This is a genomic window from Methanobrevibacter sp., assembly GCF_045636185.1.
Classification (GTDB): Archaea; Methanobacteriota; Methanobacteria; order Methanobacteriales; family Methanobacteriaceae; genus Methanocatella.
Genome location: NZ_JAZTXC010000072.1, coordinates 1 through 20,729 on the forward strand (window position 1 = coordinate 1; position 20,729 = coordinate 20,729).

Here is a 20,729-nt window from a genome sequence, read left to right on the forward strand (position 1 = left end):
ATTAAAAAAAAAGAATATGTAAAAGTAATCCTATTTGATTACTTTACTTTTGATAATTTCCACTCTTTTAAGTGGGTAGATTTTTTTAGCTCTGTGGTAAATTTCAGAAGCTAATTTACCGTTTACTGATGATTTAACTAATTCTTCGTAAGTTCTTTCAGCAGCAGTTTCTTTAAGTAAGTCAATGATTACTTGTCTCATGTATTTTTGCTGGGAAGATTTTGCTCTTCTGATAGTTACTGCCAATACATGAAGTTTGATTTTGCGTTCATCTTTAGTTGTTACGATAGTGGAAGCATCGATTCTGGAAGTTCCTCTTCTAATCATACTTCTTACATAATCGGTAGTGGTTTTGTGACCAGTGAATTTTGTGGATGCAACATCGCCAGCTACATTATCGATTTCAAATCTGAGTTTGATGTATTGTTTTGAGAAGTCACCGGTTAATTCCCTCATTGTAACTTCAACGCCTCTTCCGATTAAGAGATCTGCATCTTTAGCTGGAGTTTCTCCAATTTCTTTTTCTTCAAACATTAATGGTGTTTTAATAGTAAACCATGATTTTTCTTTCCAAGTATCACGTACTCTACGTCTTGCTTTTGCCTTTGCCATTATATCAACCGTTTTTAAATTTTTAAAATATTTTTTTTATAATTTAGCGAATAGCTATTTAATTTTGAAAAATAGTCCTCAAATAGAGTATTTCAGTAATCTTACATAAAATAATCTATAAAATGAAATTATAACAGATTATATCTCTATAATCTCTTATTTGACTATTGTGAGTTCTTCTCACGTTATTTAAAGAATAATTTGTAATTCAGTTTTATTTAATTAAAACCCGCCCTTAAAGGTTACTATTACATATTTTATTCATGGTATATAAATATTGTTAAAAAAAATATAACCTCTTTTTCAAAACATTGCCGATTTGAAATATTTCAATAATTTTTAAAATGACATTGGATTTTCCATTCTATTTTTCCCCAAATCACTTCTGTTCGGGCGCATTTTCTGTTTCTTCAATATCATTATCTATTTTTTTAACAACTCTTGCAGGAACTCCCAGGGCAAGTGAATTGTCTGGAATATCCTTTGTAACAACTGCACCGGCACCGACAACAACATTATTTCCAATTGTTACTCCAGGAAGAACCGTAACATTACCCCCCAACCACACATCATTACCAATATGGATTTCTGTTGCTTTTGCCAAATGTTTACGTCGACCTTTTGGACTTAATGGATGATTAACAGTTGTAATTAATGTATTTGGTCCAATCATTACATTGTCCCCAATATAGACCTCTTTAATATCAAGAATTGTTAGATTATAGTTTGCTGTAAAATTATCTCCTATGAAAATGTTTTTTCCATTGTCAAAAGAAAATCGTTTGCACATCATGACATTACTTCCCACAGAGCCTAAAATCTCACATAGCACCTCATATTGCTTTTCAAAATCAGCATCATCAATTGAATTAAATTTAGTACTGTTTTGGATTGCCCTTAATTTAAGCAAACTTATTTCTTCATCATCATAAGAATATTCAAGACCTGCCTTTAATTTTTCAATTTCTTTCATAGTTTAACTATTGATTTATCACAAATAAAAATATGGCGAATATCAACAAAGTTTTTGAAAAATCATTAAAACATAAGATAAATTGCACCTATAATAATCAACACAGCAAAAATTTTCGGTATGTAATTTGTCTTTTTTATGAATGATTCCAAATCGATTTTGGATAAAACAAAACTCAAAACAAGCATGGTCAATCCAAAACCTAAAGCATATAGAATAATGTTGAATGCAGCATATAATGAATTGCCTGATGTTACCAGAAGTGAAATCAATGAAATCAGATAAGCACTGTAACACGGAGCCCATGCAATAGAAGTTAAAAAACCAAGGCTGAATGATCCCAAAACCCCATCATGATTTTTTGACTTGACATTTACAAAGCTAAATGAATAATCAAACAGCATCATAATTCCTATAATCAGCAGTATAATAGCTGAGACATATCTCACATAAACAATATACCTATAGAGAATCTCTGTAAAGAATCCCGTTAGAAAAATAATGACTGTAAAAATCGAAAATAACCCTAAAGTAAATGATATTATTTCAATTTTTGATTTGGTCTTCAAGCTAAATGCTATAAAAATAGGCAGAATAGGCAATATGCATGGAGACAATATTGAAATTACCCCCATGAAAAAAGAGATTAATGGAAAAACTTCCATTATATCGCCTTAATTACCTTTAAAAATTCATTGGCATCAACATAACCCTCAATGCGTTGAATTTCCTTTTGATTTGAATCTAAAAATACTGTAGTCGGTGTTCCAAAGACTTTATATTTGCCGGCAATATCCGGATGAGCGTTGATGTCGACAAAAACTAAAATATAGTTTTTGTTTAACTCGGATATTACATTACCGTTAGACAATACATCCTTATTAAACATGTCACAATACTTGCAATCCTTTTGATCAAATACCACCATAACGCTTTTATTTTCTGCATGAGCCTGATTAATAGCACCTGATAAATCAGTAGCGTTATTAATTGGATCAGCAGCAAAGCCAGCAGATATGCTGGCTGTTAAAATAGCTAAAATTAACAATAGCATAACGTCTTTTCTCATACAAATACCCCCATAATAATCATTGACAAAATAAACACATCAGTACATAAATGCGTAATATATGAAATTAATATATTCTTAGTTTTGATATAACCAATAAATTCAAATATTGAACCTAAACCCTGCATACAAAATGCATATAACAAAAATTTAGGGTCCAATGCATGCAAATATGCAAAACCTAACATTACCAAAAGCATGGATACAATTACAGACAATTTACGGTTGTCAGTATATTTATAGAATATTCTTAAAAAAAACATGAACGGAACGAATTTGATAAATTCTTCACCCATTAATGAAAAAATTAAGGGAGGAATTGACCATATCGTTGTTGTAGATTCATCTACAAGCGTGGCAGAAGGTATGGAAAGTGCAGTCAAAGCAGTGTCCATAACTAATGCATAAATCATATATCCTACAAAAAGTCCTACTGCAAGTGCAATTTCTTTGGCTTTGGGCATTTGAAATATTGCCTTATAATCCCATTTTAAAAAATACAATACTGGAATGATTGAAATACAACAGCCAATTAGACCAAATACTAATGATTCGCTAGAAGCAACTATAAAACCTAGTCCTGCAGCAAAAAACAGTATAATCCAGCCCCATTTTGGCATATATGGATTTTTCTTATAGAACGGAAAATCCAAATCCTTATTTTCAAAACTAAACCAATCAATATTAGACATAGTATAAAATTTATTTTAAATATTAATAAAGTTATAGGGAAAAAATATGTCAAATAACACAAATTACAAAAAATGCTAAAAAATGTTGAAAGAAAAAGTGATGGAAAACATCAAGCAGGATGAAATCAACTGCTTGAAATTTAAATAACACATTTAATTTTTCATGAAGTTATAATGGTCAATGTAGCGTTTCAAAACCTCATCGACAGATCCTTCATCCATCACCAATTTAATATTGGCCTGGTCAGCTTTGACTTTAGATTTAAAACCATATTGTGCAGTAATGATAACATCACAGTCTTCACATGCACTAATTACTTTTCCGCCCTGATGCTGGCTTTCAAGATCTATATCAACTTCCCTATGTTCAACAAGGGTCAAATCATCGTTTTCATAGTCATATATGTATAGGGAATATCCTTTTCCCAAATGCAAATCCACATCCTGACCATTGGAAGATACAACAGCTATTTTCATTTAATCACCTAGTTTTTTTATTATTCGAGCAACATTTTCACCAAATAATCGTATAGTTTGAATTCCTTCAGTGTCTTCAAAAGCGGTTCCCTCTTCACCTGCAACAACCATATTCCAGTAGGTACTGCCTGCAACAATCATGTTATTAATCGGGAAAAACATCATCATTTCCTGCAGCGTCAATGTCTGACCCCCGCGTCTTCCGACGGCTATAGGACCTCCCACTTTCCATGTCAGGAATTTGTCCGTGTCTCTTGAGACCTTACCGATTCTTTGAAGTGCCGCCATGATGTCTCCCCTTGCAGTTCCAAAGTAAACCGGCGCTGCCGGAATAAAACCGTCCGCATCGCGAATCTTATCAATAATTTCATCCAAGCCATCATTTAAAACGCAGTTTCCCTTTTCACGACATTTCAGGCAGGCAACACATGATTGAATTGTCTTGCCTTTAAGGGATAGAATTTCAGTTTCAACACCGTTTTTCTCTATTTCTTCTGCACATGCCTTCAAAACATCCAGCGTATTACTATTGGCTCTTGGAGAAGCGTTCAACAATATTACTTTTGCCATGATGTCACCCTAAACTTCAGCACCATCCAATGCATGGTGGCAGGAACAATCACAATCCTCTGCATTTTTAATGAAATTATATATTAATTCAAGCAAATCCTTTTCAAGAGACTGGACCATTTCAAATACTTCGTCAATTGTCAATTCGTTTTCTGATATTCCTGAAGCATAATTGGAAACAATGCAAATTGAATTATAACACATTTCCCTTTCACGAGCCAGAGTCACCTCAGGAAGACCTGTCATGCCAACCAAATCTCCTCCAAGCATTTTAAACATCCTTATCTCAGCAGGAGTTTCAAATCTTGGACCCTGTGTGCAGACGTAGGTTCCTCCCAATATCACATCACCAGATTCCTTTAGGATATCCCTTAAATGAGAACAATATGGTTCCGTTACATCAATATGAACAACCTTATCCTCATAAAAGGTCTTTTCACGACTTTCTGAAAAGTCCAGAAAATCATCAGGAATGACAAATGACCCAGGAGGCATTTCCAGATTCATTGAACCGACAGAATTCGTTGCTATTACCTGAGTAACCCCAACATTTTTAAGTGCATCAATATTAGCTCTGAAATTGATTTTATGTGGAGGAATGCTGTGACCAGAGGCATGTCTTGGGATGAATGCTACTTTTTTTGAGAAAATATCCAAAATGGATACTTCAACATCCCCGTAATCCGTAGTGACTATCTTCTTTTCAACATTATCTGCCCTGGAGGTTATTTCATAAACTCCGCTTCCACCAATAATTCCAATCATTTTAATACTATCCTTTTGTAACTGCTAAAGGCTTGAGTTTTGCAACAAGCTTTGCGATTCCTGTAGAATCGGATACGCGAACTACGCTGTCAACATCCTTATATGCACCAGGCGCTTCCTCAGCAATTACATTTTTGGATGTTGCCTTAACTCTAATTCCGTTGCTTTTCATGTAGTTGACAATATCTTCAGGATCGTAGTCCTTTTTAGCCTGTGAACGTGAAAGAACTCTTCCTGCACCGTGTGCTGTTGAACCGAAAGTCTCTTCCATTGCAGTTTCGGTTCCGTGCAATACGTAGGAAGCTGTACCCATAGTTCCTGGAATCAATACAGGCTGGCCGACTTCACGGTATTTGAGTGGAACCTCTTCACGGCCAGGTCCGAATGCACGGGTTGCCCCTTTTCTGTGGACAAGAACCTCAACGTCGTTTCCTTTAAAATTATGAGTTTCTTCTTTTGCGATATTGTGTGCTACATCATAGACTATCTGCATGTCCATGTCACGGGCGGATTTGCCTAAAACATCCTCAAAGGATTCACGAATCCAATGGGTAATCATCTGCCTGTTTGCCCATGCATAATTGGCTGCAGCATACATTGCACTCAAGTAGCTTTGTGCTTCTTTAGAATCAATAGGTGCGCAGGCAAGTTGTCTGTCTGCAATATCTATTTTATAATTTTTATAAGCCTTATCCATTAGTCTTAAGTAATCTGAACATACCTGGTGTCCGCAGCCTCTGGAACCTGTATGTACCATGATGACAATCATTCCCTTTTCCAGACCATAGACTTCAGCTACCTCTTCGTTGTAAATTTCATCGACAACCTGAATTTCCAGGAAATGATTACCTGAACCAAGAGATCCAAGTTGAGGAATTCCTCTTTTTTTAGCCTTGTCACTGACTTCAAAGGAATCTGCAGCTACAATTCTACCGTTTTCCTCCAAAACTTCCAGGTCTTCATCCCATCCATAACCTTTTTCAACAGCCCATTCAGCACCATAATCCAGAACGTCATCAATATCCTCTTGAGATAGTTTCACTTTTCCTTTTGAACCTACACCTGAAGGAACATTTTTAAATAATGCATCAACAAGCTCATCCAAATGATCTTCGATGTCTTCCTGGCTCAAATTAGATTTAATCAGCCTTACTCCACAATTAATGTCAAATCCCACACCACCAGGAGACACAACACCGTTTCTCATGTTGAATGCTGCAACTCCACCAATCGGAAAACCGTATCCAAAATGGATATCCGGCATTGCAATGGAATATCTGAATACACCAGGCAAGCATGCAACATTAACTATCTGCTGGACTGCTCCCTCTTCAAGGGCATCAAAACTTTCATCATCAATATATAATCTTCCGGAAGCTCTCATTTTCCTGTTATAGCTTCCAGGGACTTCATAAACATTATCCCTAATTTTTTTAATTTCATCTTTGATAGTCATAAAAATCACGAGTTTAGTATGTTTTAATATTTTGATTTAATTGATTAAATAATTTATCCATATTACCCAGAAAAATAATAGAAAATATTTCGTCAAATAATCCATTATTGTTTAGAAAACACCTCAATTTAATTTTCAGTTCAAAAATTATTCAATATTCGTTCCCATTAATTGAACAGACAGATAACTTTTTAAAAAGTAAAAAATATAAATACACTTACAAACTGGGAGAAAAAAATATGAAGAAAATAAAAATATTTTTAATATTTCTTGTTTTATTCATATCTATTAGCGCTGTTTCAGCTGAAGGAAACTTTACAGCACTTCAGGACGAAATTGATGATAGTGCTTATAGTTTAGAAATAACACAAGACTATACATATGATAATTCGACGGACAATGATTTAAAAGATGGAATTGTAATAAATAAAACTATTTTTTCAATAAACGGTAACGGCCACACAATAGACGCTTCAAATCAAGCCACTATTTTTAATGTTATTGGAAATATTGTGTCAATATCCAACATTAAATTGATCAATGGATACTCTCCAGAAAATGGAGCGGCCATTTATGCAAATTCTAATATAATTTTAAACAACGTAACATTTATCAACAATAATGCTAGTAAAAATGGTGGAGCATTATTTAATTTTGAGACAAGTGTAATAAACGATTGTATTTTCAGCAACAATACTGCTGCAAAAGTGGGGGGAAATATTTATGCAACTGGACCGACCCATATTGGCAGATCAGTATTTATTAATTCGACAGGTTCAACCGGAACAGCAATATATTGTAACGAAACCCTTACAGTAACGGATTCAGGATTTGCAAATTTAATTTCAGATGAAAATGGCGGAGCCATATACACTTCAAACATTACAATAATTAAAAATTGTATTTTTAACAATAATACTGCCCAATGGGGAGGCAGCATTTACTCTTTAAGTAACATAACTATTATTAATTCAACATTTACCAATTCAAAATCCAAATATAGTGCAGCAGTGTTTGCTCAAGGAAATATAAGCATTTCAGATTCATACTTTGTAAATTTATATGCTAATACAACTGCAGGTGCAATAGGAATAAGACAGCCAAATATCATAGAAATAAATAACTGTACCTTTGCAAATGATATAGCAGAGAAAAATGGTGGTGGAGTTTATATAGATATGGGTAACAATTATAAAGACTTCAATACACATATAACAAATTCATCATTCTTTAATTGCAGCGGTGACTTCGGTGGTGCTTTAGTCCAATTGGAAGGTAATCTGACAATAGAAAATTCTGTTTTTTCAAACAATACTGCAGAATATGATGGAGGCGCAGTATATGTATCATATACGAATTTAAATTTGGACAACAATACTTTTGATTCAAATAACATAATTAATAATAAAACATATAATGGAGGCGCAATTTATTGCGACATGTCAAGAGTAAATGCAACCGATTTGATATTCACAGATAATGATGTAAATGCAGTTTATGCATACAATTGTTTATTGAATATGATCAATTGTGAATTTGAAAATAATGGCGAATCTATTCATGCAGTCTTTAGTGACTGTGAACTAAATGTCACTTTAAAAAATGATACTCAAGAGTTAAATGATACAAATTATATAACCAGCATAGCGGGCAAAACAATGCCTCTTGAACTCATTAATAATACAATTATTGTAGAAACATTACCTTCACGTTTTGACTTGCGTGAATGGGGATGGGTAAGTCCTGTTAAGGACCAAGGTGACATGGGCTCATGCTGGGCATTCGGAGCTATTGGAGCACTAGAATCAGCGTTGATTAAAGCTACAGGCACTACATATGACTTTTCAGAAAACAATATGCAAGACATTGGATTAAAATACTCAAAATATGGTTCTGAAGAAACTACAGAAGGAGGATACGCTGAATGGGCTTTGGCATATCTTATAGGTTGGCTTGGACCTTACCCAGTAGAATTTGATTATTATGATGAATTAGGTAAAATATCTCCACTGCTTGATGCGAATGAAAACATACACATCCATGATGCAATAATTTTAGGCCCACGTGAAAATGCAACAGACAATGATGCAATAAAAAATGCAATAATAAAATATGGTGCGGTGGATGTTACATATAATGCATGCCAAGAAAGTCCTTATTACAATGAAAATACCTCAGCACAATACCAGTACAATAGTACTGAACAGAACCATGCAATTACTGTTGTTGGATGGGACGATAATTTTTCAGCAAGTAACTTCATAATTACCCCACCAGGAAACGGAGCATGGATATTTAAAAACAGCTGGGGTAGTGAATGGGGAGAACAAGGATACGGATACATTTCATATTATGATCCAAGTATTTTCCATTATAAATATAATATAGGATTTATTATTGAAAATACGGAAAATTATACAAAAAATTACCAGACCGATTTGAGTGGAAATTTAACTATTGAAGAATATGAATCTGATGTAAACTACACAATATATTATAACAGCACCGGCAATGAATTAATCAGTGCTGTCGGAACTTACTTTAGCGGTGAAGATGAAGACTACACATTTGAAATCTATGTAAATGGTGTGTTAAAACATACACAAAATGGAACCGCACCATATCGCGGATACCATACAGTCAGATTAACCAAAGAAATTCCAATTAAGACCAATGACACATTTAATGTTGTGATGACTAAGCAAAGCATACCTATAATCAGTGCAACAAGACAAACTTTCCTATACAATATTAGTTTTATCAATACAGACGGCAAATGGAAAGATATGGGTCCGGAAAATAAAACTATCACTTTAAAAGTCTATACTAAAGAGTTAAGCATCTACACTCAAGACTTGGTTAAAATCTATAAAAACGATTCCCAATTTGAAGCAGCTATTGAGTATGCAAATGAAACTGTAACCTTTGAAATTAATGGTGTAAATTACACTCGTTTAAGTGATGCAAACGGAACTGCAAGATTAAACATCAACATGAACCCAGGAAACTACACAATCAAAACTACATTTAACGGCACCACTGTTGAAAATAACATTGAAGTATTGCCAACATTAATTGCACAGGATTTAGTTAAATACTACAGAAACGCTTCACAGTTCTACATCACATTGATTGACGGTACAGGAAAAGCTGTTCCTAATGTCAACATTACAATGAACATCAATGGTGTTTTCTACAATCGTACAACCAACGAAAACGGAACTGCAAAATTAAACATCAACCTAAACCCTGGAGAATACATCCTGACCGCAATCGACCCATTGACCGGCCTTCAAATGTCATACAGCATCACAGTTTTACCGATTATAAATGCTACCGATTTGGAAATGACATATCAGGACGGTTCAACATTCAATGCAAGCGTTGTAGATGGCCAAGGCAAACATTTAGTTAATGTAGGCGTAACATTCAACATCAACGGAGTATTCTACACAAGATACACCGATTCAAATGGTATAGCTAGACTAAACATTAACCTAATGCCTGGAGAATATATCATCACCTCACAATACGGCGAAGCAGTTATCTTCAATAAAATTACAATTGCAGCAAAAGAGGATTAACCACATCCTCTTAATCTTATTTTTTAATCCAGTTCTTGAAAAATTTATTAGAATATTACATTATATGTGTCAATTACCTACCTATTTTTTAGATAAACATATTTAAATCGAAAAATAAATTTATTATTGGAGGTGCAAAATGAACAAAAAAATAATTGCAATATTAGCATTGTTGATTGTTGCAGTAAGTATAACTGCAGTTTCCGCTTTCGACTTGGGAGACATTCTTGGAAATGATGGAAATAAAACAGCAAATGCTGGTAAAACAGTGGATATTGGTGGAATCAAGTTTAATATCCCTGCAGGTTTTGAAGAAGACAATTCAAACACCAGCAAAGAAATAGAAGCTTCATTTAAAAAACTTGGATTAAACTCCAGTGCGAAATTATTTATTAAAGATCAAAATGGAATTGGAATCTATGTCGCCAATTATACTGGTCTTGGATTAAGTTCTGATGAAGTTTTAAACTCTTTTAGCGGAAATTCAACCACAATCAATAAAATGCCGGGAAAATTGGATTCAGAAAACGGAGTATATGTATTCACATATGTTAAAGATGGATGTTTGATACTCGTATCTGTAACTGATAAAAATTTACTTAACAACGTTGTAATAGCTTAACTTTAAGCTATTCTTTTTCTTTTTTAATGATTTTACTATCAATTCAATCAAAAAAAAACATTGATAACAAACTCATTTTCTTTAAGAAAAAAAAATATTCTTTTTATTTAAAAAAAATTATTTTCTAAATAATGAAGATAATCCTGCAATCAGAAGCAGTAATGTACATAATTTAACCAAATGTGGGGTTCCAATCAAAACAAGAATAGCTGCAACTATAAAACCAACACCAGCAGCTTCCAAGTGCTTATTGGCACAATATGCAGATATGAAACCTATAAAAGCCCCAACAATAGCCAATATTGCTAAAAATGAATTTCCTTCAGCACCCCCACTTTGAATAAGCAATATGAATGATCCGGAAATCAAACATAAAAATGAACCTAAAACACCACATACCTGCTCAAATAATCTGGACGTAGTTCTAACTTTTCTCATAATTATTATATTGTTTTGCATTTTATTTATAATTATAAGTCAACAATGACCTTCAGCGTGACGACATCTGATATGTCAACTTCCATTTGATGGAATGTTATGGCTTTTATTTCGGAATTTCGTTCATGTTTATCCCAGTTAATATTTTCACCTTCAATAATAGCTTTAAGATGATAAATACCTTCTGTTTCATCGATTTTAACATTAAAACCACTGAATAACATGAATTCAACTTCATGATAAAACAATAATTCTTCTAAATAGTCGTATAATAAAGATACATTATCTTCAGAAGTTATTTCAAATTCTATTGATTTTTCTTTATCAATATTATCCGTATTTGATATTATATTAAACATTGCCATACCGGCATTTTCAAAAGCCTCATTTAAGTTTTTGCCAAATGCATAAAAGCCGATATCTGCCGTAACATCAAAATATTCAAAATTTTTCATAATTTTACCTTCGAAATAATACTCTTCAAATGCTCTCTCGCTCTTTGCTTATATATGGGTATTAAACAACTTAAATATAGTGATGTGATATTATGTTAAAAAATACAAATACTTCCAAAAGAGCAGATTTAAGAAAAAGAACTTCAATTATTGACGAAATTGCATATTCAAACATTGATATTCAAGCTTGCATGGTAACGCTCACCGTATTTGTAGTGTTACTTTTATCTGTGCTTTCTGTTGCGACAGCACAAAACCCATATCTCTTATAAAAGGGACATGAGTATAATTAGATTAAAATACCAAACCCTTAAGCTATAAGTACAAAGGGCGTTATCTTGCAATTTAATCTAATTTTAGAATACAAAACTAACTTCCGTTAAAATATACAGGTTAAATACTAAAATCATCAGGGTCAAATCTAAGGATTATTTCACGAGAATTACCTCGAGATCCTGATCCTGTATATTTTGTATCTATTAACCTTAAAAATTCAAGCTTGTCTAAAGTTCTGGCATAAGACGAATAGCTAACTTTTTCTTTTTCACGGAATGCATCGCCCAATTCGCCTGCAGTAATGTTGGGTTCACTATCGATGATTAATTTTAGAAGACTCATTTCAGTATTGGTTAGTGAAGATAAAATTTGAGAGACATTTACTGAAACCAATGAATCGATGGCTTTGTCGAAATGCTCCTGGGTTATTTCACGTGATGCATCAGCTTCCGCAATATTGCCGCAGCTTCTGAGAAGGTTAATGCCTGTTCTTAAATCACCATTGTCAAAGGTATACATTGCAATTTGTTCCAAAATGTCATCACCCAATACTCCCGGGAAAAATCCTGCTTTAACTCTATCTCTTAATATGTCTTCAATTTCAGAATAGGAATAAGGGGGGAATGTGATTTCTTGAGGAATGAAGACAGTATTTACATTTTTATCAAATGCATATTTAAATTCCAAATCAGATAATATTGCAAAAATAGCTGTTTTTACACCTTCATATTCTTCATATGCTCTTAAAATGTCATAAAATAATTTGTTTGCATTATTGCTCTGGAATAAATAGTTAACATCATCCAATGCCAATATTAATGATTGGCCATTTTTTTGAAGTTCAAGCATGACCTTTTCATAGATTCTTGCAAAAGGAACACCTGTTTCAGGAGGCAAGTATCCGAAAATCTTTTTGTGAACCTGTGAGATGATACCGAATCTTGTGGTGTGTAGCTGACAGTTGATATAAACACAAACGACTTTCTCCGTATTTTTTTCAACAAGTTCATATACTTTCTTAATCGCTGTTGTTTTTCCTGTTGCAGGTGAGCCTAGAACAACTGCATTGGATGGCTGACCTCCACGCATTGCAGGCCTTATAGACATTGCCATTGCTTCCATTTGAGTATCTCTGTAATTATAATTTGGAGGCAGGTAGTCCGGATCAAAAGCATTTATATTCTGAAAAAGACTTTCATCATGCATTAATATATCTTCAATTCCCATGGTATCTACTTTGTTTATAATTATTAAAAAAGATTACTTAATAAGATTTATAATGTCGACATTTTCATTTTCAATTATCCAATTTGTTAATTTTTCTGCATACTGCAATTTTTTGCGTTTAACCTCATCGGCAGGTCCCACAATATCAGGTATATTAGGTCTTGAATATTTAGTTACAATATCCCCAAAGTCCATTCCTGCAAGAGTTACTTCAGATGCTCCTAATGCCACAGTCAAAAATATGGCTCTGTCTCCATCGGTAAATCCGCCGAAGTTGTAAATATTTCCTACAGGCTGGGCCTGAGTGGTTCCAAGAACATTCGTGAAATAAGGAGTTATCTGAACAATCTTATCCAAGTTGTCTCCATGGGCATGCACAACAATATTGGCTCCTCTTAAATCCGCCAATAGAATGTCATCCAAATTGCCGTCCAAATCAGTTACTACTATATCAGGCACGATTCTTTCTTCTATTAATGCTGTTGTAGCTCCGTCTGCCGCAACCAGCACATAATCCCTTAAGTCATAGTTTTCCTTAAGTTCCACAATATGATCTTTAAGTGACGGACCTGCACCAAATACGATAAACTTATCTGAAAATCCAACAATTTTACTTAAATCATCGAGCGTTAAACAACCCTTTTCAGATAAAATCTCATCCAATACTTGGGCACATTTTTCATCATCTTCACGTGAGAATCCAAAATCATCCAAGATTTCTTTATAGTATATATTCCATTCACCAAATTCCATGATTTAACCTCACTTGTTAACAATATTAATATTTTTACCAGTTATATGATTATATAATTTTGCAATTTGTCTTAATGTGAAACCGACCAGAAACGCAGAAATCACAGTCCCGATATTGACACTTCCCCAAGGAGTTGAATAGAAGAAATAGCACATGACAACGGATATGATTACCATTGTAGTGTCAAAAGCTATTTTAACTGATGAGAACCTCCAATTGGTAACGATAGCTACCGCTTCAACGCAGCCCTCACCAGGCAATGGCGCAATATCGGTGGGCATGTAAATGAATATTCCAAGAGCTATCAAAAAAATGCTAACAAAAATCAGTATTACGTTGATAATCAGACTATCAGGAATATTTAATGAATAGACAATGTTCAATGTCAAATCTGTGAAATAGGAAAATACAAAGCAGTTAATGAACTGCAGCAATCGTTTTGGCTTGAATCTTGACCTTAAGATAAAAAGTTGAATGAAAATCAAGGCAGCATTAAAAACAAATGTTGTAATGCCAATATTAATGCCCGTACACAGATTTAGGGCATATGAAATTGAACTGATAGGAGTTGTCCCAAAAGTGGATTTGATAGAAAAGGCAACCCCAAAGGCCATAATTAACAGCCCTAAAACAAAAAGACAAATTCTTTTAATCATCAATAATGATATATCAAATGAAATATTTAAAATTATTTGATAATGAAAATTAATAAAATGAACAAAAAATAATTATATGAATAAATATAATAAAATATATTAATTTACAGAAGGGGATAAAATGAATATCGAAAAAAATTATAATGACAAAGAATTGACAATTACTGTTGACAATCAAATTGATACCGTTACCGCACCTGATTTTGAAAATGAAATTAATGATGAAATCGGAAAGTTCGATTCATTGATTTTAGATTTTGCAAACCTGGAATACATTTCAAGTGCAGGATTAAGAGTCCTTATTGCAACACAAAAAAAATTGCAACCTGAAGGAATTCCATTTAAAATTATAAACACACCTGGCACAATAAAAGACATTCTTACTGTTTCCGGATTGGACACTATATTAAACATTGAATAAAAAAATCTTAAAGCATTATAATACATTTTCTCATAGAAAATGACATCTGAAAAAGTAATCAACACCAAAGTGATAATATGAATTCAATAAAACTAAAAGTTGAGTTAAATGAATTATATGCTCTAAAAGAATTCATTGCCGAAACCCATGAAATGAGCATTCCTACAGAATTGGCGGTAGAAGAACTGTTTGTAAATATCGTCAATTATTCCAATGCCGATTACATTATTGTGAATGTTGATTATGATGGAGATTTGACAATAGAATTTATTGATAACGGAATTGAATTCGACCCTACATCCCATGAAAGCTCTAAAAAATCCGGCGACATTAATGAAGTGGAAGTTGGAGGCTTAGGAATCTTACTTGCAAAGGATTATGCTGATGAAATGACATACACTTATGAAAATGGAGAAAACCATCTGAAAGTTATTAAAAAAGGTGCATGATGAACAAAAAGAATTTAAAAAAAATATTTGTGCCCTTTATTCTGATGATGGTCATTAATTTGGGCTCCTATAGTTTAATGTTAAGTGATGCTTTCGGCTACGGATACTCACCACATGTAGGAATTGTTTTTATTTCAGGCCTGCTTTTTGGACCATATGGTGTTGCCGGAGCAGTTATTGCAAATACAATATGTGACATTATTAGAAATTATAACATAATGTTTACTGTTACAGGTGAAATCGTAACTCTAGGAATCTCATATTTGGCATATAAATTATGGTATGGGAACTATAGATGGAGACGCAAAATTGTCCCACCCCGATTAACCAATACATTACATCTGCTTTTGTTTGTAGGAATAATCGTGGCATGTGCCTCATTATTCGGTATGATTCAAAAAGAATTAATTTATATTTTATATCCCAATACAATAGACATCAGTTTTGAAATTGGAGCAAGATATTATATTAATTTTCTTAATTCTGCATTTGTATTTGGAATTATTGGAATTTGGATTTCAAAAAGAATTGATTTTGTCCATATCCCCAAAATATCTGAAAGAAAAGCCAATACAAAATTTTATAATGCAATCGGCATACTGATATTGATATCCACAATAATAATTCTGTTACATGATTATTATTTTGTCCAGAATACTCAAACAACAATTGTCAAAATCCTCATTATTCTGGCATTGATATACATATACATAACAAAGCCAATAAAATCAAAAGTAACCAAAATAAATTATACACCAATCCCCGAAAAAATAATGAGCATATTCCTTTTAGCAACGCTGCTTATCATAGCCATATCTTATGTAGTTGCCACAAATGATGTGCTGATTGCAGCTATAGACATACTTTCCCCAGTAGAGATGGAAGACATAATTCTCTACACTATGGTAATATCAGACATTTTGCTTGTTGTCTTCTTTATCCCATGTATTTTTGTTTTAAGATATATTGAAATGAAAGTAATTGATCCAATATTTTCATTTTCAAAAATAGAGGCATACATTAAGAAAGGAGATAAAATCCAATCAGAGGAACTGCTTAAAGTATATTCTGACCATATTCAAGAGAATGATGAAATCGGAATGCTAGCCAGAAGCTATACTGACTTAATTAACAACAATAACGAATACATTGAAAATATAGAAAAAATTGAAGGGGAAAAACATAGAATTGAAGCGGAACTCAGTATTGCTGAAAAAATTCAAAGATCAATTCTGCCAACAGAAAGTATTGAAAATGATGACTACTCAGTTTATGGAAATTCAAAACCTGCAAGAGAAGTTGGTGGAGACTTTTATGATTATTACGAAATAGATGATGAAAATTTAGCAATGGTAATTGGTGATGCATCTGGAAAGGGCGTTCCTGCAGCATTACTTTCAACAATTACCCACGCAATCATCAAGCAACTGCTCAAAACTGAAAAAGACCCTTCCAAAGTATTATATCAGCTCAATAACCAGTTATGTGAAAACAATACTGAAGTGATGTTTATAACATTATGGCTTGGAATCTATAATAAGAATACAAAAGTCTTAACATATTCCAATGCAGGACATGAAGCGCCATTGGTCAGCAACAAACACGGCTTTGAAAAAATGAATATGAATAACGGTATTGTTTTGGGGGTTGTAAATGACTTTGAATTCAAGAAAGAGGAAATTAAAGAATTCGATAAATTGGTTGCATATACTGACGGAATAACTGATGCCAAAAGTATTGATGATGAATTTTATGGTGAAAAACGCCTTATCAGCAGATTAAATGAAATAAGCAATGACCATGTGAAAATTGAAACCCTTTTAAAAGATATTGACGAATTTTCAAAAGGAAAAGATCAGTTTGATGACATGACCTTGATAATAATTGATAAAAATGATTAAAATAGCATATTGTAATGTGGAAAACCTTGATTTAAAAAAAGGTTATGAACTGGTTTCCGATAAACGGAAAGAAAAAATAGACTTTTATAGATTTGAAAAAGATAAAAAGCTTAGCTGTGGAGTTTACCTGTTGCTTCAAAAGCTATTGCATGAAGAGAATATCACCAATCCCAAATTCAAAATTGGAAAATATGACAAGGCATACATATCAAATTATGATAATATCTATTTTAATTTAAGCCATTCAGGAAACATTGCCTGCTGTGCAATATCCGATAAGGAAATCGGTGTTGACGTTGAATATAATGACCCTGAAATTGATTTAAACATAGCTAAGAATTATTTCTTCAACAGCGAATATGAAAACATAATGAAATCGGATAAACCGAGCAATGAATTTTTCAGATACTGGGTTTTGAAAGAAAGCTATATGAAATATACCGGTCTGGGATTTAACCTGGAACTGAATCAGTTTGAAATAATCATTGATGATGAAATAAAACTGAAAAACGATAAGAATAATCTTAAGTTCAACCTATTTGATATTGGAGAGTATAAAATAGCTTCAGCAGGACACTATAAAACAAATGACATTAAAAAATACTCTGCAAATGAACTTACAGCTAATTTTAATTAAAAAAAATAAAAAAAGAGTGATGATAATCACCCTATTAACCAGCGGCTCTTAAATATCAGTCAATTCGCAAGTCCGATTATAACCTATGGCAAATAACCACTAACTGAACTGAATATTTTTTCGACACCAGATAATACTGCATCCAAATCACCAGCAGTACTAGCAGCTTCACTTCCCGCATCAGCAATTGAAGATACTTCAGCTGCAAAACCTTCCACTTCAGCAATTGAAGGTATATCAGCTACAAGACTTCCCGCATCAGCAATTGAAGATACATCAGCTACAAGACTTCCCGCATCAGCAATTGAAGATGCATCAGCTGCAAGACTTCCCGTTTCAGCATACGAACTTATTTCCCCTATGAAATTGTACAAAGGTTGTCCACATGCTCCTCCTAATACACCAAATACGGCACCCATCAGGACAAAATCAAGATAATACTTTCCTTTATCTAAATTAATAGAACAACTGGCTTCAAAACAATATTCTGCAGCTAAAATACCAAAACCTGTACCAATAGCCGCACCTATAGCCATGCCAATAAAAGGATTACAAGTAAAGGCAGATGCAAGAAAACCTGCAGCAAATGCACCAACAGAAACAACTATGCTCATCCAACCATAATCCTCCTCAGATAGGCCGTCTGCAAACCAAATATCCTTAGTATCACTTATGACGTCTTCATAATCAACCTGTATCATTCCTCCGTCACCGACACATACATTATCACCTTCTCCATATGCTTTATTTCCCTTGAATGTGCAGTGGTTAAGTGACAAAAATCCCTGATTAAAGATTGCACCACCATTATTGGCATAATTATTAGTAAAACTACAATTAACACACACTATAGTATCTGTATTTATAATTGCTGCACCCCAATCCCTTTCAATTATATATTTCATACGATTGTTATCAAAGCGAACATTGTTGAAATAACATTGCCCTGCAAAACATTCAACCGCCGTGTTGTAGTTTTTAACAGTCAAATCATAAGCCGCAAATATGGTATTACGGTCACCACCCATTTCAACCCATTTTTTCTCACCACGGTCATCTTTGGAACCACCATCAATTGTTGAACCGTTACCCATTATAAGAATTGAATCAAAATCAGATATATTTGGTCTCCAACAAACATCAGATTCAGCATTTATCTTATCTGTAAAAATAACTTCAAAATTATTAACAAAGTTATCAACACCTTTATCTGTGTCAAACCATTGATCCCAGCCTTTAACCGAAGACATATCAGAATAATCATAGACATCATGAACAAAACCAATGAGATTTTGTGTAAGGTTTAATTTATAGTTTTCATGAAGTACACGATCAAAAACCTGATTGAAATCCGTTATGTATGAAAAAGACATTGATTTAAGATAATTAAAACCAAAGTGAAAAACAGGCAGGGAAGGTATATCAATATGGAATGATTCAATCCAATCTACTTTAAAGTTCAACATATCTTTGGCATATTTGTCCAAATAAACATAATCAGATATTTCCTCATATGCAGCAAAATTCAAAATGAAATCACCGCTTTCCTTAAAATATTGGGCAAAATAATTAAAATCTTCACTAATATTATTTACACCACCGACCATAATGGCTTTATATAACAATGGAATAATATCCAATTTATAACCCTTTTCTGCAGATATATTACCCCACACAGGAATCTTATATGAATAGAAAAGATAATCCACATCAATATTAGATTCAACACCATCAATAACCGGAATTTTATTATTAAAAGTATCATTAACAAACCTGATTTTTTCACGGTTGCGATCGGCATATATTGCTTCACCGGTTAGCTGTGAAGTCGAATTAACAAAAACACACCATGAAACAGTATTGTTCACACCACCAATATATAATGCGCCGCCAACTCCTCTTGCCGTGTTATTGATAAACCTGCAATTCTCAATTGTTCCATTGTTTCCTGTCCATGTCATTGCACCACCATTTACAGCGCAATTGTTGTAGAAATTACAGTCTTTCATGGTTCCATTGTTACCCTGCCAGCATATTGGGCTGTTAATCCTGTCAAAACTGTAATTGCCATGAACCTTTGGATCGGGCATACTACCCGGCACACTATTAGCAAAGGTCAAATTGCTGATTGTTACATTATTTCCAGATATTTTAAATATTGCAAAGTTCTGACAACCACCCGCATCAATTGTAAAACCATTACCGTTAATAATGATATTATCCTGATTAATTGCAATAATACGATCCTGCAATATTAATGTCTGACCATTACCATCAAATATATAATCCCTTGTAAAATTATAAACATCACCAGAATGCAAATTCTCAATATCATCCTTCAAATCATCATATGAACCGGGCACACCACCATTTGCTGATCCATTGTCTTTTATATTATTTTGAATAGGGTCTTTCAAATTTATCTGGCTATTAGCATTTTTATCTACTTCCATAACATTAAGATTATCAATGTTTATTTTATGATTTTGTCCATCTGCAGTAACATTGCCTCTAATTTGATTTGAATCGGCTGCAAAAGCACCTGATACAGTTATTAAAAGACATGCACTCATTATGACCAAAATCATTAATCTTTTTAGATTCAACATTAAATACCACCAGAGTTATTTCATCAATGGCAAAATATATTGGAAGATATTCTCAAAAACACAGTTGATAGTTTTCATCAATGTAA

Annotated in this window: 21 protein-coding genes; 6 read left to right on the forward strand and 15 right to left on the reverse strand. The window is 33.3% G+C overall.

The annotated features are described in order from the left end of the window. Nucleotides 1–30 precede the first annotated feature (30 nt). The 9 genes from ACKI3Q_RS04440 to ACKI3Q_RS04480 form a co-directional block, all read right to left on the reverse strand. Nucleotides 31–612, reverse strand: a complete 582-nt coding sequence (locus tag ACKI3Q_RS04440) for a 30S ribosomal protein S3ae (protein ID WP_407414664.1) — start codon at nt 610–612, stop codon at nt 31–33. Nucleotides 613–991: 379 nt separating this feature from the next. Further along, nucleotides 992–1,585: a sugar O-acetyltransferase gene (locus tag ACKI3Q_RS04445; protein WP_407414666.1), complete on the reverse strand. Its 594-nt coding sequence runs from the start codon at nt 1,583–1,585 to the stop codon at nt 992–994. Between the two features lie 65 nt (nt 1,586–1,650). Beyond that, entirely contained in the window at nt 1,651–2,250 is a 600-nt protein-coding gene (locus tag ACKI3Q_RS04450) for a cytochrome c biogenesis CcdA family protein (protein WP_407414668.1), read from the reverse strand. Beyond that, on the reverse strand, nt 2,250–2,654 hold the full coding sequence (locus ACKI3Q_RS04455; RefSeq protein ID WP_407414670.1) for a thioredoxin family protein: 405 nt from the start codon (nt 2,652–2,654) through the stop codon (nt 2,250–2,252). Before ACKI3Q_RS04455 ends, ACKI3Q_RS04450 begins: the two co-directional genes overlap by 1 nt. Then, entirely contained in the window at nt 2,651–3,346 is a 696-nt protein-coding gene (locus tag ACKI3Q_RS04460) for a hypothetical protein (protein WP_407414672.1), read from the reverse strand. The genes ACKI3Q_RS04455 and ACKI3Q_RS04460 overlap by 4 nt, the downstream gene beginning before the upstream one ends. A 153-nt stretch (nt 3,347–3,499) precedes the next feature. Further along, entirely contained in the window at nt 3,500–3,823 is a 324-nt protein-coding gene (locus ACKI3Q_RS04465; protein WP_407414674.1) for a NifB/NifX family molybdenum-iron cluster-binding protein, read from the reverse strand. Continuing rightward, nucleotides 3,824–4,393 (reverse strand): flavodoxin family protein, encoded by a 570-nt coding sequence (locus tag ACKI3Q_RS04470; RefSeq protein ID WP_407414676.1) that lies wholly within the window; start codon nt 4,391–4,393, stop codon nt 3,824–3,826. 9 nt (nt 4,394–4,402) lie between these two features. Beyond that, nucleotides 4,403–5,158 (reverse strand): S-methyl-5'-thioadenosine phosphorylase, encoded by a 756-nt coding sequence (gene mtnP, locus ACKI3Q_RS04475; RefSeq protein ID WP_407414678.1) that lies wholly within the window; start codon nt 5,156–5,158, stop codon nt 4,403–4,405. 7 nt (nt 5,159–5,165) lie between these two features. Next, nucleotides 5,166–6,614, reverse strand: a complete 1,449-nt coding sequence (locus ACKI3Q_RS04480) for an RtcB family protein (RefSeq protein ID WP_407414680.1) — start codon at nt 6,612–6,614, stop codon at nt 5,166–5,168. A 239-nt stretch (nt 6,615–6,853) separates the two neighbouring features. Here ACKI3Q_RS04480 and ACKI3Q_RS04485 point away from each other — a divergent pair, with 239 nt between their 5' ends. After that, nucleotides 6,854–10,198, forward strand: a complete 3,345-nt coding sequence (locus ACKI3Q_RS04485; protein WP_407414682.1) for a C1 family peptidase — start codon at nt 6,854–6,856, stop codon at nt 10,196–10,198. A 139-nt stretch (nt 10,199–10,337) separates the two neighbouring features. Further along, nucleotides 10,338–10,820, forward strand: coding sequence for a hypothetical protein (locus ACKI3Q_RS04490; RefSeq protein WP_407414684.1), 483 nt, complete (start codon nt 10,338–10,340; stop codon nt 10,818–10,820). Between the two features lie 117 nt (nt 10,821–10,937). Here the strand turns inward: ACKI3Q_RS04490 and ACKI3Q_RS04495 are convergent, their stop codons facing one another. The 5 genes from ACKI3Q_RS04495 to ACKI3Q_RS04515 form a co-directional block, all read right to left on the reverse strand. Continuing rightward, on the reverse strand, nt 10,938–11,258 hold the full coding sequence (locus ACKI3Q_RS04495; RefSeq protein ID WP_407414686.1) for a hypothetical protein: 321 nt from the start codon (nt 11,256–11,258) through the stop codon (nt 10,938–10,940). Between the two features lie 32 nt (nt 11,259–11,290). Beyond that, nucleotides 11,291–11,713, reverse strand: a complete 423-nt coding sequence (locus ACKI3Q_RS04500; RefSeq protein WP_407414688.1) for an archease — start codon at nt 11,711–11,713, stop codon at nt 11,291–11,293. 393 nt (nt 11,714–12,106) lie between these two features. Continuing rightward, nucleotides 12,107–13,216, reverse strand: coding sequence for an ORC1-type DNA replication protein (locus ACKI3Q_RS04505; RefSeq protein ID WP_407414689.1), 1,110 nt, complete (start codon nt 13,214–13,216; stop codon nt 12,107–12,109). A 33-nt stretch (nt 13,217–13,249) separates the two neighbouring features. Continuing rightward, nucleotides 13,250–13,969 (reverse strand): 6-hydroxymethylpterin diphosphokinase MptE-like protein, encoded by a 720-nt coding sequence (locus tag ACKI3Q_RS04510; protein WP_407414691.1) that lies wholly within the window; start codon nt 13,967–13,969, stop codon nt 13,250–13,252. 9 nt (nt 13,970–13,978) lie between these two features. Beyond that, nucleotides 13,979–14,626 (reverse strand): YczE/YyaS/YitT family protein, encoded by a 648-nt coding sequence (locus ACKI3Q_RS04515; protein ID WP_407414693.1) that lies wholly within the window; start codon nt 14,624–14,626, stop codon nt 13,979–13,981. Nucleotides 14,627–14,747: 121 nt separating this feature from the next. Between ACKI3Q_RS04515 and ACKI3Q_RS04520 the strand changes: the two genes are divergently transcribed. The 4 genes from ACKI3Q_RS04520 to ACKI3Q_RS04535 all read left to right on the forward strand — a co-directional run bounded on the left by ACKI3Q_RS04520 (nt 14,748) and on the right by ACKI3Q_RS04535 (nt 18,034). Next, the gene (locus tag ACKI3Q_RS04520) at nt 14,748–15,047 is read left to right on the forward strand and encodes an STAS domain-containing protein (RefSeq protein ID WP_407414695.1); all 300 of its coding nucleotides are present in this window, start codon (nt 14,748–14,750) and stop codon (nt 15,045–15,047) included. A gap of 77 nt (nt 15,048–15,124) precedes the next feature. After that, nucleotides 15,125–15,496 (forward strand): ATP-binding protein, encoded by a 372-nt coding sequence (locus ACKI3Q_RS04525; protein WP_407414697.1) that lies wholly within the window; start codon nt 15,125–15,127, stop codon nt 15,494–15,496. 44 nt (nt 15,497–15,540) lie between these two features. Continuing rightward, a complete protein-coding gene (locus ACKI3Q_RS04530) occupies nt 15,541–17,397 on the forward strand; it encodes a PP2C family protein-serine/threonine phosphatase (RefSeq protein ID WP_407414699.1) in 1,857 nt (618 codons plus the stop codon). Next, nucleotides 17,390–18,034 (forward strand): 4'-phosphopantetheinyl transferase family protein, encoded by a 645-nt coding sequence (locus ACKI3Q_RS04535; RefSeq protein WP_407414701.1) that lies wholly within the window; start codon nt 17,390–17,392, stop codon nt 18,032–18,034. The genes ACKI3Q_RS04530 and ACKI3Q_RS04535 overlap by 8 nt, the downstream gene beginning before the upstream one ends. Before the next feature lie 83 nt (nt 18,035–18,117). Here the strand turns inward: ACKI3Q_RS04535 and ACKI3Q_RS04540 are convergent, their stop codons facing one another. Next, nucleotides 18,118–20,643: a right-handed parallel beta-helix repeat-containing protein gene (locus tag ACKI3Q_RS04540; protein ID WP_407414703.1), complete on the reverse strand. Its 2,526-nt coding sequence runs from the start codon at nt 20,641–20,643 to the stop codon at nt 18,118–18,120. Nucleotides 20,644–20,729 lie beyond the last annotated feature (86 nt).

What these genes read in the sequence shown, in the direction of transcription:
- ACKI3Q_RS04480 (WP_407414680.1), bottom strand. Translation starts at nt 6,614, where the DNA reads ATGACTATCAAAGATGAAATTAAAAAAATTAGGGATAATGTTTATGAA.
- ACKI3Q_RS04510 (WP_407414691.1), bottom strand. Translation starts at nt 13,969, where the DNA reads ATGGAATTTGGTGAATGGAATATATACTATAAAGAAATCTTGGATGAT.
- ACKI3Q_RS04470 (WP_407414676.1), bottom strand. Translation starts at nt 4,393, where the DNA reads ATGGCAAAAGTAATATTGTTGAACGCTTCTCCAAGAGCCAATAGTAAT.
- ACKI3Q_RS04505 (WP_407414689.1), bottom strand. Translation starts at nt 13,216, where the DNA reads ATGGGAATTGAAGATATATTAATGCATGATGAAAGTCTTTTTCAGAAT.
- ACKI3Q_RS04445 (WP_407414666.1), bottom strand. Translation starts at nt 1,585, where the DNA reads ATGAAAGAAATTGAAAAATTAAAGGCAGGTCTTGAATATTCTTATGAT.
- ACKI3Q_RS04450 (WP_407414668.1), bottom strand. Translation starts at nt 2,250, where the DNA reads ATGGAAGTTTTTCCATTAATCTCTTTTTTCATGGGGGTAATTTCAATA.
- mtnP (WP_407414678.1), bottom strand. Translation starts at nt 5,158, where the DNA reads ATGATTGGAATTATTGGTGGAAGCGGAGTTTATGAAATAACCTCCAGG.
- ACKI3Q_RS04465 (WP_407414674.1), bottom strand. Translation starts at nt 3,823, where the DNA reads ATGAAAATAGCTGTTGTATCTTCCAATGGTCAGGATGTGGATTTGCAT.
- ACKI3Q_RS04495 (WP_407414686.1), bottom strand. Translation starts at nt 11,258, where the DNA reads ATGAGAAAAGTTAGAACTACGTCCAGATTATTTGAGCAGGTATGTGGT.
- ACKI3Q_RS04455 (WP_407414670.1), bottom strand. Translation starts at nt 2,654, where the DNA reads ATGAGAAAAGACGTTATGCTATTGTTAATTTTAGCTATTTTAACAGCC.
- ACKI3Q_RS04525 (WP_407414697.1), top strand. Translation starts at nt 15,125, where the DNA reads ATGAATTCAATAAAACTAAAAGTTGAGTTAAATGAATTATATGCTCTA.
- ACKI3Q_RS04490 (WP_407414684.1), top strand. Translation starts at nt 10,338, where the DNA reads ATGAACAAAAAAATAATTGCAATATTAGCATTGTTGATTGTTGCAGTA.
- ACKI3Q_RS04520 (WP_407414695.1), top strand. Translation starts at nt 14,748, where the DNA reads ATGAATATCGAAAAAAATTATAATGACAAAGAATTGACAATTACTGTT.
- ACKI3Q_RS04530 (WP_407414699.1), top strand. Translation starts at nt 15,541, where the DNA reads ATGATGGTCATTAATTTGGGCTCCTATAGTTTAATGTTAAGTGATGCT.
- ACKI3Q_RS04540 (WP_407414703.1), bottom strand. Translation starts at nt 20,643, where the DNA reads ATGTTGAATCTAAAAAGATTAATGATTTTGGTCATAATGAGTGCATGT.
- ACKI3Q_RS04500 (WP_407414688.1), bottom strand. Translation starts at nt 11,713, where the DNA reads ATGAAAAATTTTGAATATTTTGATGTTACGGCAGATATCGGCTTTTAT.
- ACKI3Q_RS04515 (WP_407414693.1), bottom strand. Translation starts at nt 14,626, where the DNA reads ATGATTAAAAGAATTTGTCTTTTTGTTTTAGGGCTGTTAATTATGGCC.
- ACKI3Q_RS04460 (WP_407414672.1), bottom strand. Translation starts at nt 3,346, where the DNA reads ATGTCTAATATTGATTGGTTTAGTTTTGAAAATAAGGATTTGGATTTT.
- ACKI3Q_RS04485 (WP_407414682.1), top strand. Translation starts at nt 6,854, where the DNA reads ATGAAGAAAATAAAAATATTTTTAATATTTCTTGTTTTATTCATATCT.
- ACKI3Q_RS04535 (WP_407414701.1), top strand. Translation starts at nt 17,390, where the DNA reads ATGATTAAAATAGCATATTGTAATGTGGAAAACCTTGATTTAAAAAAA.
- ACKI3Q_RS04440 (WP_407414664.1), bottom strand. Translation starts at nt 612, where the DNA reads ATGGCAAAGGCAAAAGCAAGACGTAGAGTACGTGATACTTGGAAAGAA.